Origin of the sequence: Butyricicoccus sp. AM27-36, from assembly GCF_003480945.1 — a bacterium.
Lineage (GTDB): Bacteria > Bacillota > Clostridia > Oscillospirales > Butyricicoccaceae > Agathobaculum > Agathobaculum butyriciproducens.
The window spans coordinates 54,947-70,749 of the sequence record NZ_QUJR01000006.1 but is presented as its reverse complement, the minus strand read 5'-3'; the positions used below and the strand labels follow the sequence as shown (position 1 = coordinate 70,749).

16 protein-coding genes are annotated in these 15,803 nt (G+C 55.2%); 2 read left to right on the top strand and 14 right to left on the bottom strand.

The features are described from left to right. Positions 1-20 precede the first annotated feature (20 nt). Positions 21-671, top strand: coding sequence for a ComF family protein (locus tag DW724_RS09460; protein ID WP_118761288.1), 651 nt, complete (start codon positions 21-23; stop codon positions 669-671). A gap of 30 nt (positions 672-701) precedes the next feature. Here DW724_RS09460 and DW724_RS09455 read toward each other — a convergent pair whose 3' ends face one another. From DW724_RS09455 to DW724_RS09435, 5 genes are all read right to left on the bottom strand, one after another. Beyond that, a complete protein-coding gene (locus DW724_RS09455) occupies positions 702-1,763 on the bottom strand; it encodes a helix-turn-helix domain-containing protein (RefSeq protein ID WP_158580255.1) in 1,062 nt (353 codons plus the stop codon). A gap of 337 nt (positions 1,764-2,100) precedes the next feature. Then, a complete protein-coding gene (locus DW724_RS09450; RefSeq protein ID WP_118761286.1) occupies positions 2,101-3,309 on the bottom strand; it encodes an aspartate kinase in 1,209 nt (402 codons plus the stop codon). Positions 3,310-3,363: 54 nt separating this feature from the next. Beyond that, positions 3,364-4,254: a homoserine kinase gene (thrB, locus tag DW724_RS09445; protein ID WP_118360693.1), complete on the bottom strand. Its 891-nt coding sequence runs from the start codon at positions 4,252-4,254 to the stop codon at positions 3,364-3,366. Between the two features lie 15 nt (positions 4,255-4,269). Continuing rightward, positions 4,270-5,481, bottom strand: coding sequence for a homoserine dehydrogenase (locus tag DW724_RS09440; protein ID WP_118761285.1), 1,212 nt, complete (start codon positions 5,479-5,481; stop codon positions 4,270-4,272). A gap of 52 nt (positions 5,482-5,533) precedes the next feature. Next, complete coding sequence (locus tag DW724_RS09435; RefSeq protein ID WP_117489913.1) at positions 5,534-5,974, bottom strand: ACT domain-containing protein; 441 nt, start codon at positions 5,972-5,974, stop codon at positions 5,534-5,536. A 229-nt stretch (positions 5,975-6,203) separates the two neighbouring features. Between DW724_RS09435 and DW724_RS09430 the strand changes: the two genes are divergently transcribed. Next, a complete protein-coding gene (locus tag DW724_RS09430; RefSeq protein WP_118761284.1) occupies positions 6,204-7,529 on the top strand; it encodes a sodium-dependent transporter in 1,326 nt (441 codons plus the stop codon). 411 nt (positions 7,530-7,940) lie between these two features. Here the strand turns inward: DW724_RS09430 and DW724_RS09425 are convergent, their stop codons facing one another. The 9 genes from DW724_RS09425 to rplI all read right to left on the bottom strand — a co-directional run bounded on the left by DW724_RS09425 (position 7,941) and on the right by rplI (position 15,771). Continuing rightward, positions 7,941-8,141 (bottom strand): helix-turn-helix transcriptional regulator, encoded by a 201-nt coding sequence (locus DW724_RS09425; protein WP_117490013.1) that lies wholly within the window; start codon positions 8,139-8,141, stop codon positions 7,941-7,943. Positions 8,142-8,143: 2 nt separating this feature from the next. Beyond that, on the bottom strand, positions 8,144-8,596 hold the full coding sequence (locus DW724_RS09420) for a hypothetical protein (protein ID WP_118761283.1): 453 nt from the start codon (positions 8,594-8,596) through the stop codon (positions 8,144-8,146). 12 nt (positions 8,597-8,608) lie between these two features. Beyond that, positions 8,609-9,064, bottom strand: coding sequence for a hypothetical protein (locus DW724_RS09415; RefSeq protein WP_117489919.1), 456 nt, complete (start codon positions 9,062-9,064; stop codon positions 8,609-8,611). 11 nt (positions 9,065-9,075) lie between these two features. Then, on the bottom strand, positions 9,076-9,537 hold the full coding sequence (locus tag DW724_RS09410) for a hypothetical protein (protein WP_118761282.1): 462 nt from the start codon (positions 9,535-9,537) through the stop codon (positions 9,076-9,078). 156 nt (positions 9,538-9,693) lie between these two features. Continuing rightward, positions 9,694-11,652, bottom strand: coding sequence for an ATP-dependent zinc metalloprotease FtsH (gene ftsH / locus DW724_RS09405; RefSeq protein ID WP_118479254.1), 1,959 nt, complete (start codon positions 11,650-11,652; stop codon positions 9,694-9,696). 37 nt (positions 11,653-11,689) lie between these two features. Then, complete coding sequence (hpt, locus tag DW724_RS09400; RefSeq protein ID WP_243105723.1) at positions 11,690-12,244, bottom strand: hypoxanthine phosphoribosyltransferase; 555 nt, start codon at positions 12,242-12,244, stop codon at positions 11,690-11,692. Then, the gene (gene tilS / locus DW724_RS09395; RefSeq protein WP_118761281.1) at positions 12,234-13,586 is read right to left on the bottom strand and encodes a tRNA lysidine(34) synthetase TilS; all 1,353 of its coding nucleotides are present in this window, start codon (positions 13,584-13,586) and stop codon (positions 12,234-12,236) included. Before tilS ends, hpt begins: the two co-directional genes overlap by 11 nt. 3 nt (positions 13,587-13,589) lie before the next feature. Then, positions 13,590-14,957: a replicative DNA helicase gene (dnaB, locus tag DW724_RS09390; RefSeq protein WP_188886039.1), complete on the bottom strand. Its 1,368-nt coding sequence runs from the start codon at positions 14,955-14,957 to the stop codon at positions 13,590-13,592. A 367-nt stretch (positions 14,958-15,324) separates the two neighbouring features. Then, a complete protein-coding gene (gene rplI / locus DW724_RS09385) occupies positions 15,325-15,771 on the bottom strand; it encodes a 50S ribosomal protein L9 (protein ID WP_110436125.1) in 447 nt (148 codons plus the stop codon). Between the last annotated feature and the right edge of the window lie 32 nt (positions 15,772-15,803).

Below are 15,803 nucleotides of genomic sequence, written 5' to 3'. Positions count from 1 at the left end.
TGCATAGTTGAGGTGATTCGATGGGCATTCTTTATGGTCACAGGTGCGTTTTATGCGGCGCGGATTTTCCGGTGACGACCAGCCGCACGCTGCAGCTTTGTCCGGACTGTGCCGCTACAGTCCGGCGGGAATACCGCTGCAATGAGGTCATCTCCATTGCTGGAGCGGACGGTACGATCGCTCCGCTGTATTACCGCGGCACAGTACGCAATGCCATGAAACGGTTCAAATTCAGCAGCGCCGCCTACTGTGCGGACTGGTTTGCGGCGCAAATGTCCGTGGCTCTCACGTCTCAGCTGGAGGAATGGCAGCCTGATTTGATTACCTACATGCCGATTGGATTCCTGCACTACCGCAAGCGCGGGTACAATCAAGCGGAGCTGCTTGCAAAGCTGACGGCAAAGCCGCTTTCTCTTCCATGCGAAGCCACCTTGCGCAAGCGATGGTTTGTCGGCAAGCAGTCCGCGCAGAAGGATTACGCCGCGCGGCAGAGCAACGCAAAAGATGCCGTTCTGCCGAAGGGCAGCGTGGATTTGACCGGAAAATCCGTTGTGCTGGTCGATGATATTATCACCACCGGCGCAACGGCGGCTGCCGCCGTCAAAGCCCTGCGGGAGATGGGCGCAAGCCGTGTTTACGTCCTTGCCGCGACATTTACACCGAGGAAATAACAAAAAAGACCGCTTTCGCGGTCTTTTTTGTTAGCGGAAAAACTCACTGCTGTACACTCTGCCGTAATTGTCGGTAATCTCGGCTTTCAGCTGGTACTGATCAAATCCACCTTCCAGATCACGCCAGTCAACCTGTGTATAATAATAAACGTCTCCACCAAATCTAGTTTCTATGTTCTCGATCTTCTTCTCTTTGATTTGCTTGCCGTTCTGATACAGGAGTATGCGACCGCTGGCCAGTGGTACACTGTCATCGCCGCAGTAAATATACGTTGCCACATTGCCGCTGGCTGATGTGGTCTTACCATTAAAGCTAAAGCTACCGTTCTCCCACCACGCACGCACTTCGAGAGAAAAACGCTGCTTCAGGTCATACTCAGAGGCAACCATAATATTACGGATTTCTCCGTCCGTACTTGTCAGCGTCAAATAAACAGAAAACGTATCCACCAGCGGCACGCTGATTTCGCCGCTGTAACCGTTCTTGTTTTCTGCGTCGCACTCCCACGACTGATCGCCGCTGCGGACAACAAACTTTGCGGTTTCGCCGTCCCGCATTTCTTTCGGCACGGCGCTCACTGTCACAAGAAGGTTATCCGCGTTCTGCGGATCTACGGTCACATTCTCCGACCAGTCGGCTAAATCGCTGTTCTCAGCGCTCGTATTATCCGGATAGTAAATCGTACTCGGCCCGCTCTGCATCCGCAGCGTGTCGATCTGCTGCTGCATGGCGAGCACGCGCCACAAGCTGACCGCGCTGCACACCACGCTGACGCACAGCAGTCCCGCCGCTGCGATTGCCGCAATTTTCCACTTGCGGTTTTCGTTCCTGACCGGCGGGTTCTCTGCACCCGGCCACGATTCATCCGAGTCCTCTGCTTTTGGCATTAGCTCCGCATCCGGACGCAGCAGCGTATCCACCGGAACGCCGAACAGCCTGCTCAGTTCCATCAAGTTATCCATTGTGGGCACTGCCTGATCCGCCTCCCACTTGCTGACCGCCTGACGGCTGAGACCCAGCTTTTCGCCGAGCGCCTCCTGACTCATGCCCTGCTCTTTTCGCAGTACCGCGATTTTCTCACCTGTTGTCATCTCTGCCACCTGCCTTTCTTTTCTGTCTCCAGTGTGCCTGAAATGCCGCAAAAGCGCCACCAACCCATCGTTTCTTTTTGTCAACCGACGGTTGCGTACGTCTTTCCGGTTGCAAAAAAGTCCCGAAATATGCATTTCGGGACTTTGAGGCTATCTGGGAAAACACTTATGGGCATTACCACACGATTCAGCGGTGAGCGGTTGGCGAGTAACTTTTGCGTGCTGATGCGGCGCGGTTCCGCAGCAATACTTTGTGTATTGCAAGGGAACGCAACAAAATCAGCGCACAAAATTTCCGCCAAACGCCGCCGATGCAATCGTGTGGTATTGCCCCCAATTAGGCGTTGAAAAACTCCTCGTGGATAGCCTTAACAGCCTTCTCGCTGTCCTCCTCATTGATGAGGACAGAGATCTTGATCTCAGAGGTGGAGATCATACGGATGTTGATGCCGGCGCTTGCCAGAGCCTCGAACATATTGGAAGCAACGCCGGTAGCGGAAGCCATGCCTGCACCAACAATGGAAACCTTTGCGACCTTGGTGTTGATGGAAATATCCTCGTAGCCGAGCATCTCCTTCGCGTCGCGCAGGATCTTCTCGACGCGCTCTGCATCGTCCTGACGGATGGTGAACGAGATGGACTTCTTGTTATCGCGGCCGACGGACTGGAGGATGATGTCGATGTTGACATTGTGCTTCGCCATCAGCGAGAATACCTTGAATGCAGTGCCCGGCGTATCGTCCAGATTGATGATTGCTACACGCGCGCAGTTATTATCACGGGCAACACCCGAAACCAGCAGTTTTTCCATATTAGAACCCTCCTTGACTTTGGTACCCGGATTGCGGGTAAAGCTCGAAACGACCTCAAGATCGACATTGTACTTCTTTGCCATCTCAACCGAACGGTTGTGCAGCACCTGTGCACCCAGAGATGCCAGCTCCAGCATCTCATCATAGGTGATGGCGTCCAGCTTCTTGGCATCCTTTACGATGCGCGGATCGGCAGTGTAAACGCCGTCTACGTCGGTGTAAATCTGGCAGAGATCCGCGCCGAGCGTTGCTGCAATGGCAACTGCGGTGGTGTCCGAGCCGCCGCGGCCGAGCGTGGTCACGTCGCCCATCTTGTTGATGCCCTGGAAGCCTGCAACAATAACGATTCGGCCGTTATCCAGTTCTGCCTTGAGGCGCTCGCCTGCGATACGCTTGATGCGGGCATCCGAGTAGTTGCTGTTGGTCTCCAGACCGATCTGCCAGCCGGTCAGGGATACAACCGGAAAGCCCAGCTTCTGGATGGCCATGGCCAGCAGAGACATGGAGATCATCTCGCCGGTGTTAAGCAGAACGTCCATCTCGCGCTTGGAAGGACGGTCGTTCAGCTCGGCAGCCTTTACGATCAGATCATCCGTGGTATCGCCCTGAGCGGATACAACTACAACAACCTGATTGCCTGCCTGTGCGGTCTTGGTAACAATGTCCGCAACATTCTTCAGTCGCTCGGTGTTGGCAACCGAAGTGCCGCCGAACTTTTGCACAATAAGACTCATACTAACTATGTTTCCTCCTTATATACACGGACGAGAGCACTCATCCGTCCCCTATTACAGTCGTTTTACGGTCGCACCAACCTCATCACAGCGCAGCTGCACGGCTTTCCAGTGCGGATAGTGCTTTTCGCACAGCTCCTGTGCACGGGTGATGTAGTCGCGGTCGCCCTTGTAGACGATAGCCACGATGGACGGACCTGCGCCGGAAATGAACGCGCCGAGCGCGCCCAGCTTCTTGGCCTCACGCACGATGTCCTCGCCGTTTTCGATCAGACCGAAACGGTACGGCTGGTGCAGACAGTCACCGGTTGCCGCGTCAAGGTTTTCCAGCTTGCCGGTAGTCAGGCTGCCCGCGAGCAGCGCTGCGCGCGCCAGATTGTAAACCGCATCATGATGGTCGATGGTCTTTGGCAGCGCCGCACGCGCCTTTTCGGTGGACAGCTGGAAATCCGGAATGAATACCACGAAGTCGATCGCGCCGTGAACCGGCACACGAACGTGATGCACATGGCCGTTTTCGAGCAGCGCCACGCAGAAGCCGCCGAGGATCGCCGGTGTGGAGTTATCCGGGTGACCCTCGATGGTAGCCGCCAGATCAATGACCGCGTTGCGGTCGAGCGGCTCACCGAGCAGCATGTTTGCACCCATGATACCCGCAACCGTGCACGCCGAGGACGAACCTAGACCGCGAGTCTGCGGGATAGCACAGTCCTCAACGATGGTCAAACCGGAAAGCGGCTTGCCGCACTCATCGTAGACGCGCTTCGCACACTGATAGATCAGATTGCTCTCGTCCTGCGGAACATACTGACCGTTTTTATCCGAAATATCAATATGATCGTTCTCTGCGAGGTCGATCACGTTGTACAGCTCGAGCGCAATGCCGATGCTGTCATAGCCCGAGCCCATATTGGCGCTCGTAGCAGGAACGGTTACACGAACCATTGTATTTTCTCTCCTTTACAGAATACGCATTGCCGCACGAACTTCACCGCGTGCGTTCAGCTTTTCGGCTGCGGCGTTCATCTCTGCGGTGGACAGCTTGCGGGTCTGCACCACGAATACGCCCTCAGCAGGCTCAGTCAGACTCTCAACCGGCAGCAGCTCCTCAACATCCTTCTGTGCGCCCTTGAAGCGAACGTACCATGCACTCTGCAGGGTATCCAGCGGACGGAGCAGGTGCTTGGAGCCATCGCCCCAGAAGATACGGCGGCGTTTGTCCTTGTGCTCGATGCTGTCCAGCATATCGGCAACAACAGCGGAAGCGGTAGCCAGCTTGCCGGCGCCCTTGCCGTAGAACATAACCTCACCGGTCGCATTGCCATCGATCATGATGGCGTTGAATACATCCTCAACAGCGGCCAGCGGGCTTTCCTTGTGGATGAGATGCGGTGCAACATAAGCGTAAGCGGTGCCGTCCTCGCAGCGGACCGAGCGGCCCAGCAGCTTGATAACGCAGCCCAGCTTGTCGGCGTTTGCTACGTCCTCGAGGGTGATCTTAGTGATACCCTCGCAGGAAACCTGATCCGGATCGAACTTATCGCCGTAAGCAAGGTCGGACAGAATGCAGATCTTGCGGCAGGCGTCGTGACCCTCGATGTCAGCGGTCGGGTCCTTCTCGGCATAGCCGTTGAGCTGTGCCTGCTTGAGCGCATCCGCAAAGGTAACGCCGTTGTGGATCATCTGGGTGAGAATGTAGTTGGTCGTGCCGTTCAGAATGCCGCAGATTTCGTTAAACTCGTTGGCAGCCAGGCACTGCAGCATCGGACGGATGACCGGAATGCCGCCGCCGACGGATGCCTCGAACATGTAGTTTACGCCGTGCTCCTCGGCAATCTTGAGCAGCTCCTCACCCTTGGTAGCAACCAGTTCCTTGTTGGAGGTGCATACGCTCTTGCCAGCCTCGAGGCAGCGCTTGGTGAACTGGTACGCAGCGCCCACGCCGCCCATTACCTCGGCAACGACTGTTACCTCGGGGTCGTTCTCGATGATAGAAAAATCGGTTACAAATTTATTGCCATACGGCAGAGAGGAGAAGTCGCGCAGGTCGAGGACATACTTTACCTCAACCGGCTCGCCAACGGTCTTGGCGATCTTGTCGGCGTTCATATCAAAAACCTCGTATACGCCCGAACCGACAGTGCCGTGTCCCATGATTGCTACTTTAATCATATGCTGATTTCCTTTCATCAGTTAAATTAGCGTTCTGTATACCGCCGGACGGTCATTCAGATGCCAGAATTTCCACTTTGCTGACGCCTTCCATTGCTTCTGCACGGTGCACAAGCTCTTCGGATGAGTATTTCATCTCACCGGTGCGGGCCGAAATAGTGACCGATGCCATTCCTCTCATCGGAATGGACTGGTTCACCGTCAGCAGGTTTGCACCCGAGCGTGCCATCAGTCCGAGGATGCTCGACAAGACACCCGGCTGATCGTGCAGCATGAAGTGGTAGGTGACGATACGGTCGGTGGTTGCCTCAAAGAAAGGGCGAACGCCGTCCTTATATTTGTAGTACGCACTGCGCGACAGACCGGCGATCTTTGCCGCTTCGCTTGCCGTAGCCGCCTTGCCCGAAGCGATGGCTTCATTCGCTTCGATCACGCGCTGAAATACCTCCGGCAGCAGGGTGCGCTCCACGAGATAATACTTTGGTTTTATCATGCGATGTCTGTCCTCCCTAAAAAGACACTTGTCTTTTTCACGCTCATTTATCATACCATATCCATCCACCGAGCGCAAGAGAATAACTGATAAATTTCCCTAAATTCCGACGAGTGTTTTGTTACTTCTGTCAAAAGCTCCCGCTTTTCCTGTGAAAAGTGTAAGTGGCTTTTTGCTTTATTTTGTGTTATACTATGTTTACATCTGTAAACAATCGGAGAGTTTTATTATGCATCAGAAAAACGAAAACGGAACCTTTACCTCAAAAATCGGCTTTGTGCTGGCGGCGGTCGGCTCTGCGGTCGGCATGGGCAACATCTGGATGTTCCCTTACCGCACCGGTCAATACGGCGGCGCGGCTTTTTTAATCCCCTACCTGCTGTTTATCGCACTGTTCGGCTATGTCGGCCTGTCCGGCGAGTTCGCCTTCGGCCGCATGACCGGCACAGGTCCGATCGGCTCGTATGAATTTGCGATGAAGTCCCGCGGTAAAAAGGGCGGCGCCATCCTCGGTACGATTCCTCTGCTCGGCTCGCTCGGTATCGCCATCGGCTACGCCATCATCGTCGGCTGGGTGCTGCGGAGCGCGTTCGGTGCACTGACCGGCTCGCTGATGAGCACCGAACCGGAGCAGTTCTTCACGGAAATGAGCAGCACGAATTTTTCCAGTGTGCCGTGGCACACCCTGGTTATCCTGCTGACGGCGGCTGTGCTGATCTTCGGTGTGTCCGGCGGCATTGAAAAGATCAACAAGGTGATGATGCCCGCATTCTTCATCCTGTTCATCATCATTGCTATCCGCGTAGCCTTCCTGCCGAATGCGATCGAAGGCTACAAATACCTGCTCGTACCGCAGTGGGAATACCTGTTCAACCCGCGCACATGGATCATGGCGATGGGTCAGGCGTTCTTCTCGCTGTCGATCACCGGCTCGGGCATGATCATTTACGGCTCTTACCTGCCGAGAAATGAGGATGTTGTACATTCGTCGTGCATGACCGCTGTGCTCGACACCTGCGCGGCTATGCTGGCCGGCTTCGCCATCCTGCCGAGCGTGTTCGCGTTCGGCTTGGACCCGGCCTCCGGCCCCAAGCTGCTGTTCATCACCCTGCCGCGTGTATTCCAGCAGATGCCGTTCGGCCGTCTGTTCGCGTTCTTCTTCTTTATTTCCGTGCTGTTCGCGGGCATTACCTCACTGGCGAACATGCTGGAAGCAGTCTCTGAAGCCGCGCAGACGCGCCTCAAGCTGAGCCGAAAGGCCGCTGTCCTGCTGTCGTGCGGCGCCGCATTGGCGGTTGGCCTGTTTATCGAGCGCGATACACTCATGGGCACGCTGATGGACGTTATCACCATTTACGTCGTGCCGATCGGCGCAATCCTCGGTGCGGTTATGGCGTACTGGGTGCTCGGCATCGACAAGATGGAGCAGGAACTGATGAACGGCCGCAGCAAGCCGCTCAGCCGCGCCTTTGCGCCGCTTGCGAAGTATGTGTATATCTTCCTTGCCGCACTCGTCGTATTCTTCAGCTTTATTATCCCGGGCGGTATTGGGTAAATCTGTGCTATAAAAAAGGACTTCCTGCGGGAAGTCCTTTCAGTCTGTCAAAAAATATTATTTTAATTTTTACGCTTCGTGCGGCAGCACGTATAAAATAGAATTTGCGAAGCAAATTCATAAATTCCGGGAGCATGGTCCAGACCACCCTCTCTTGCCGCTATGCGGCAATTCACCTTGTGTATCTCGGAATTTATACAAGGGAAGAAAAAATGTGCCCGTAGGGCGCGGTTTTTCTTCGGTATTCGCTCGAAAGCGTGGTTTCGAGCGAGAGGCTGCTCGGAAAACGTTAGTTTTTCGACAGCCTCAAAGGACTTCCTGCGGGAAGTCCTTTTTTCATGCAGGAATGGAGAATGGGAAATGCCCCATCTATACGTTCATTCTCCATTTTCAATTTTCAATTCTCAATTTTCACGATTCTTCATCGAGGAAGAATATACTCTCCACCGGCTGTTCCAGCAGCCGCGCGGTTTTAATCGCCAGCTCGAGGGTTGGGTCGTATTTATCGTTCTCCATCGCCACGATGGTCTGCCGCGATACCCCGAGCAGCTTTGCCATGTCCTCCTGCCGCAGGCCGCGTGCCTTGCGGAGTTCTTTAATATTGTTCTTCATCTTCAGTGCCAGAACTTCCATATCAAATCTGCGAATATCACGACCGGAATGAAAATACGCTTTACAATATCCCCGGCAAGCGCACTTTGGGACGGCGGATTTTCCTCGTCATCTTTTGTGGCACGGTAGGTCGCGATTGCTCTGTAAACACCCTCGAACACCATGCACACGAACCACAGAATTGCAAACTCGCTCACATTTTTGCCGAATGCAATGATATCCACCAACATCACCACGAACAGTCCGACCGTCATCAAGCGATAGGCGATAATCGCACCATTGCGTGTGATTGTGTTCTGCATTTCGTCCTGCTCCCAGCCGTTGGCCTTCGCGGAAGCGCGTGCACGAGCGGTTTTTCCGGCCTGTCCCCAGTCCTCCCAGAGCATAAAAGCCAGCCAGAATACCGCAAAAACGACCATTACGACCACGCCTATACCGGTTTCGGTTGTAAACATAGGTGCACCTCCCTACATCCAGAAAACCTTCACCACAATCCACAGATACATCAGATTATTGAACACACTATGTCCCATCTGTTTCCACATTTGCGTTTTATCCTCATCGCCCGCCATATTGCGAATGGTTTTGATGATAATAAACAGCACCTCAGCAACAATGGACACGATTGCCAAAACACTGAGTTCAATCGAGCGATAATCACGGAAAAAGCGGCTGTAACCAAGATAAATGATAACACCGGCCTGCAGCACACGGTAGCCAATCAAGCGACCCTTCACATTGACGGCGTGCGCCATCTCATCGATATTCCATTCCCAGTCTTTCATGATTTTTCTCGCTCTCGGCGATTGTCCTTCTTCTACCCAATCGTGCCACAGGCTCGCTGCAAGAATGACCAGCGGCAGAACAATCGCAACCACAACAACCTGCACCTTCTGTGTCATATCGTACATATCCCAGCTCATAAGCGCACCTCCTACCAGTTTTGCGTTAGAACCGTCATTCCGATGGCCAATCCGATCAGCACCGCACAGAACATCAGCTTTGCGATAAGGAAAGTCAGTCTCGGCGGATGCTCCTCGTCGTCCTTTGCTTTGCGGAACGTCTGCACAAGCATAATAGCCGCCTCCACCATGCCGGACACGACCAGCAGCGCACACAACTCCATTGCCGCCTGCCCTTTTATCAGCAGCCGATAATACAGGCACCCTAAGATACCCGTCTGCGTCACGCGGTATGCGACCGCCTGTGCCTGTGTGATGATGGCGTGCTCCATCTCATCGGTCCTGCTGCCGAGTGCTTTGGCGATCCTGCGGGCCTTTTCGATCTTCCGGCATCCATCCAGTCTTTTACCAACCATGCCGCCAGCAGAAGCACCGGCAAGCCGATGCAGACCCACAATACCTGCATTTTCTCGGCTGATGTGTATAAATCCCACCGCATAAAAGCACCTCCTACCCTTGATGCCGTTCGCTAAAATGTAAAATTCTCTTTACATCTTCAAGATAACAGGCGGACAGCAAAATGTCAAGAGTATTTGACATTTCAGGCAAGGAAAAACCCCACAGAATTTTCTGTGGGGTTTTGTGAATGTTTACTGATCCTGCTTATCCGGGTCGAGATCCTTTTCGGCTTCTTCAACCTTGGCAAGCTCCTCTGCGGATTCCGCAGGCTTGCTTACCTTGGCGTGCAGCTCCTGCTGCAGCTCGGTCATCAGATCCTCACCGACAATCTTATCCGGAACGATTTCGCCGTTATAGACCTTAACAAAGGTCTCGCCGTCCATCGTTTCGTTGCGGATGAGATACTCGGCAACGCGCTTCATCTCGTCCATGTGCTCGCTCAGCAGCTTTTCACAGGCGTGATATGCGTGCTCGATAATGCGGTGAATCTCATCGTCGATCTCCGCCGCCTTGACCTCGGAATAGCCCTTGCCGGCTGCCAAATCGCGGCCGAGGAACACCTCACCGTTATCCGAACCGTAGTCGATCGGGCCGATACGCTCGCTCATGCCGTAGCTGGTGACCATGGCGCGTGCCATCTGGGTTGCCTGCTTGATGTCGCCATAAGCACCGGTGGAGATATCCTCCATCGTCAGCTGCTCGGCCACGCGGCCGCCCAGACAAACAATGATGTACTCCTCCATATACTTCTTGGTGCGGTAGGCCTGATCCTCCTCGGGCAGCGGCATGGTAAAGCCGCCTGCACCGGACGAACGCGGGATAATGGTAACATGGTGTACCGGATCCTGCGTCGGCAGAACGTGGAAACAGATCGCGTGACCGGCCTCGTGGTACGCGGTCAGGCGCTTGTCATGCTCATTGATGATGTGGCTCTTCTTCTCCACGCCCATTACGACCTTGAGCAGCGACTCCTCGATTTCCTCCTGCGAGATCAGCTTCTTGTTGCGGCGTGCCGCAAGCAGCGCTGCCTCATTGAGCAGGTTTTCGAGGTCTGCACCGGTGAAACCTGCGGTCGTCTTGGCAATTTCAGAGAACTTGACATCCGGGTCGAACTGCTTGTTGCGGGCATGTACCTTGAGCACAGCCTCACGGCCCTTGACATCCGGTGCGCCGACATAGACCTGACGATCAAAGCGGCCCGGACGCAGCAGCGCGTTATCCAGAATATCCTTGCGGTTGGTAGCTGCGATGACGATAACGCCCTCGTTTGCACCAAAGCCGTCCATCTCAACGAGCAGCTGGTTGAGCGTCTGCTCGCGCTCGTCATGGCCGCCGCCGAGACCTGCGCCGCGCTGACGGCCTACCGCATCGATCTCATCGATGAACACGATAGCCGGTGCGTTCTTCTTGGCCTGCTCGAACAGGTCGCGCACACGCGATGCGCCGACACCGACGTACAGCTCAACGAAGTCCGAACCCGAAATAGACAGGAACGGTACGCCCGCCTCGCCTGCAACCGCACGCGCGATCAGGGTCTTACCGGTGCCCGGAGGGCCGACCAGCAGCACGCCCTTCGGAATACGCGCGCCGATCTGCACGAACTTCTGCGGATTCTTGAGGAACTCGACAATTTCCTGCAGCTCGGCCTTTTCCTCGTCCGCGCCTGCCACATCATTGAAGGTGACCTTGCGCTTATCGTCCTGCGCCAGCTTTGCACGGGCCTTGCCAAACTGCATCGGACCTGCTCCACCGCCGGACTGCTTGTTCATCATAAAATACCAGAACGCGATCAGCAGCACGATCAGGATCACATACGGCAGGAACTGTGCCCACCACGGAATGGTCGCCGTGCGGTAATCGACCTTGGTCAGCGTGCCATCCCGCATCTGCTGCTGAATAGTCTCACCCAGATCATTATAGAACACGCTTCTGTAGTCGCCCAAATCGTAAGTGTACGTCTGGTTTTCCTTTTTCAGATGCATGGTCAGCGTGGTGTCGTCCACGTCGTACTGGTCAACATCGCCATCCATAAAGTAGTTGTAGATCTGATTATAGGACAGCGTTTCTGTCTGCTGTGTCTGGCTGACCACATAGCTGACGCCCGCCAGCAGGCACACCAGTATGATCAAGTAAAGGCCGAAGCCTTTCATTTTGCCTTTCAAATCGGTTTAACACCTCTTCCCTAAATTACTCGCCGCCGTAAACATACGGCTTAAGTATGCCGATATACGGCAGATTGCGATACTTTTCCGCGTAGTCAAGACCGTAGCCGACTACGAATTCGTCCGGAATCTCAAAGCCGAGGTAATCCACATCGACGTTGATCTTGCGACGCTCCGGCTTGGAGAGCAGCGTGCACAGGCGGATGGAGTTCGCGCCGCGTGCTGCCAGAATCTGCATGAGATAGTGCAGCGTTACGCCGGAATCCAGAATATCCTCCACGATCAGCAGGTCGCGGCCGTCGATCGGCTGTGCGATATCCTTGATGATCTGCACCTCGCCGGAGGTCTTGGTGCCCTTGCCGTAGCTGGATACGACCATGAAATCCACGTTGCACGGCGTATCAATGGCACGGGTCAGGTCTGCCATGAACACATAGGAGCCCTTGAGCACACTGACGATCAGCGGGTTCTTATCGCGGTAATCCTCCGTGATACGCGCACCCAGCTCTGCTACCTTTTCGTGAAGCTGCTCCTCGGTAAAGTAAACTTCCTTGATGTCATCTCGCATATTATAAGCCATTTTTTGATAACCCCTTTACTGTAATCTGCAGTGTATTTGCGTTATTTTTGGCTGTTCTGCTGCAGTCCGCACCGATATCCTGCACCGCGATCACGCCGTTTTTATCCGCGATAACGGCCATCGCATTCCGCATATAGCGCGGAATCTTTCGGTCGATCATCAGCTTTTTGAGCGATCTGCTGCCGCCGTTTTCGGTCAGCCGCAGAGTGTCTCCGGTGCGTCGTGTGCGAACACACAGCGATTCAAAATCTATTGTACCACAATCCAGACAAAAAGTATTGAATGTTTTGTAAAAAACTTCGGATTTTTCTAATTTCTTTGCAGTCAGCCTTACCGTGTCCTTCCAGATCATCCCTGCAAATGGTACGGTAAACGGGATTTCCGGCCGCTCGACTGCGGTTTCCGCCTTGGGAATGATGCGCAGAACGTCATATTCACGTCTTGCGAAACAGCCGTTCGGTAAATCGGTTTCCGCAGACGGAGACGCGGTTTCCAACAGATGCTCGAGCGCTGAAATATGCTTTGCGGTTACGTCTTTGAGCGGCATATCCGCGTTTTCGAGCAGCAGACGCAATGCTCGGCTGCGAACCGCCGATGCGGCCTCCCGCAGAGGCTGAATCTTCCATGCGCCGTTCCCGGCTGCACAAAGCTGTACACAGGTCTGTGCATAACTCTGCAGGCAAGTCTCGTCCTGCCGAAGCTGACGCGAAAGCCGTGCTGCCGCCTGCGCCGCCTGCGGATTCAATTCCCGCAGAATGGGAACGACCTCTTGACGGAGGCGGTTGCGCGTATAAGCCGTGTCCGCATTGGTGCTGTCCGTGACGAAATCCTGTCCGCGCTCGCGCAGAAAGGCTTCGATTTCCCGCCGTTCAACCTCGATGAGAGGCCGAATGATGCGTCCGCGCACCGGCGGAATGCCCGTGAGACCTTTCGCACCTGTGCCGCGCACCAAATGGAACAGCATGGTCTCCAGATTGTCGTCCGCATTGTGCGCCACTGCCACTTTATCGCCATGGGCCGCCGCTTCGAGCCGCGCATAGCGAATACGCCGCGCGGTCTCCTCCACCGCGGAATCGCCTGCGGCAGCGGCTATGTCCACGCGCTCGACCGTCAGTTCCACGCCGAGCTTCTCACACAGCCTGCGGCAGAAGGCTTCGTCCCGGTCGGACTCTGCACCGCGCAGACAATGGTTGAGGTGAAATGCCCGCACCGGATACCCCAGCTCGCGCAGACTCAGCAGAAGCGCTACGGAATCCGCACCGCCGGACAGGGCTACAAGCACATTTTCGCCGGTTTCGAGCATCGTATAGTCGGAAATCGTTCGCTTTACCGTATCCAGCATGGCTTACTCCTCGTGAATGCGGTCCGGGTTGGAGAAGGTCGTGTACTGACCGACCCACTGCAGCTCAATGGTGCCGGTCGCACCGTGACGGTTTTTCGCAATGATAATTTCTGCGATATTTTTGTTCTCGCTCTCGTCATCGTAGTAATCATCGCGGTAGATAAACATAACGATGTCGGCGTCCTGCTCGATCGCGCCGGACTCTCGCAGGTCGGACAGCATCGGGCGCTTATCCGAGCGCTGCTCGGACGCACGCGACAGCTGCGACAGACACACGACCGGAACATTGAGTTCCTTCGCCATAATTTTCAGTGAACGTGAAATCTCTGCGACCTCCTGCACACGATTATCCATGTGACGGCCGCCGACGTGCATCAGCTGCAGATAGTCGATGACGATCAGGCCGAGTTCGTCACCCAGTCTGCGGCATTTCGCCTTGATCTCCGCAACCGTGATGGCCGGATTGTCGTCCACATAGATATTCAGTCCTGCCAGTACGCCGGACGCACGCGCGATCTTTACCCAGTCGTCACCGTCCAGATTGCCGGTTTTCAGCTTCTGCGACTCGATGAGTGCCTCGCTCGACAGAAAACGGCTGGCCAGCTGTTCTTTGCCCATCTCAAGCTGGAACACGCACACGCCGGTGCCCTTTTTGTCGCCGCGCTCCTTATTCTTGACACTTGCCTTAGCCGCATTGAGCGCCACGTTGAGCGCAAATGCGGTCTTGCCCATGCCGGGTCGTGCCGCAATGAGAATCAGGTCGGATTTATTGAGACCGGTCAGCGCCGTGTCCAGCGCGTGGAAGCCGGTGGACATGCCAGGAATTTCACTGTCCGACCGGGCGCGCTCGTCCAGTTCGGTATACAGATCAGCGATAACCTCAGAAAGCCGTGACAGGCCCTTAATTTCACGTCCCTGCCGGATGCTGTAAATGCGCTGCTCCGCCAGCTCGGCAATGCCGGAGGCTTCGCCGTGGGCTTCGAGGGCGTTCTGCTGAATCTCGCTGCCCGCATCCGCCAGCTGGCGCAGCAGGCTCTTGTCACGCACGATGCGGACATATTCGTTGACGTTCCGCGCACCCGGCGTGACCTCCATCAGCTGAAAGAGATACGCGCGGCCGCCGGCCTCGTCGTAGTAGCCCATGCGCGTGAGCATATCCAGAACGGTTACCGGATCAATACGCTGTGCGCCGTTGAACATCGAGTAGATGGTCTCAAAGATGCGCTTGTTTTCTTCCGCGTAAAAATCATCGGCGCGCACCTGCTCGATGACCTCGGGAATGCAGTTCGGATCGACCAGCATCGCGCCTAAAAGCGACTGCTCCGCAGTCAGATCCTGCGGCACCTGCCGCATCAAAAGTTCGTCGGGCACTTACTTACCTCCCTCCGCTAACAAATTGAGAATGGAAAATGGAGAATTGAGAATGAGGAACAAAAAATGACAACGCAGGCATCGCCTGCGTCAATTAAATCCCGCTTTGCTTGCAAAGCGCAACCTCAGATGCAGCCGTACCGAATGGTACGGCGAGCATCTTGGTCCCGCCGCAGCGACCGTGCGTTCCACGCACGGCATGAAATAGGACACGGCATTGCCGTGTCCGTAAAAAGTCAGGACATGCGCCTGACTTTTTACACCCCGACCCAGCGCCCTTGGGGCGCGTCCGGGGGTATCGCCGGTCGGTTTCTCCGGAACCGACCGGCGTATATAGGGGGTATTGGATACCCCCTATAGGTGCAGGTTAGGCCTCGACTACCTGCACCAGAATCTCGCCTGCGATATCCTGATACAGCTTTGCCTTTACACGGTGTACACCGAAGGTCTTGATCGGCTCCTCGAGCACGATCTTCTGCTTCGGTACGTTCAGACCGTACTGTTTGTTCAGCTCCTCAGCGATTTCCTTGGAGGTAACAGCGCCGAACAGACGGCCGCCCGTGCCGCCCTTGGCCGGAACCTTTACCGGGCTCTCCTTGAGCTTCTCGGCTGCCTCGCGGGCTGCCTGCTGCTCGAGTGCGATCTTGCGTGCGTGTGCCTCATCCTGCGCCTTCTTAACGTTCAGGTTATCCGCGGTTGCCGGCTCTGCCAGACCGCGCGGCATCAGGAAGTTGCGGCCGTAGCCCTCGCTGACCTCGATCAGCTCGCCCTTTTTGCCCTTGCCCTTAACGTCGGCCTTGAGAATTACTTTCATGGTGATTACTCCTTTTGTGTTTGCTATATCGA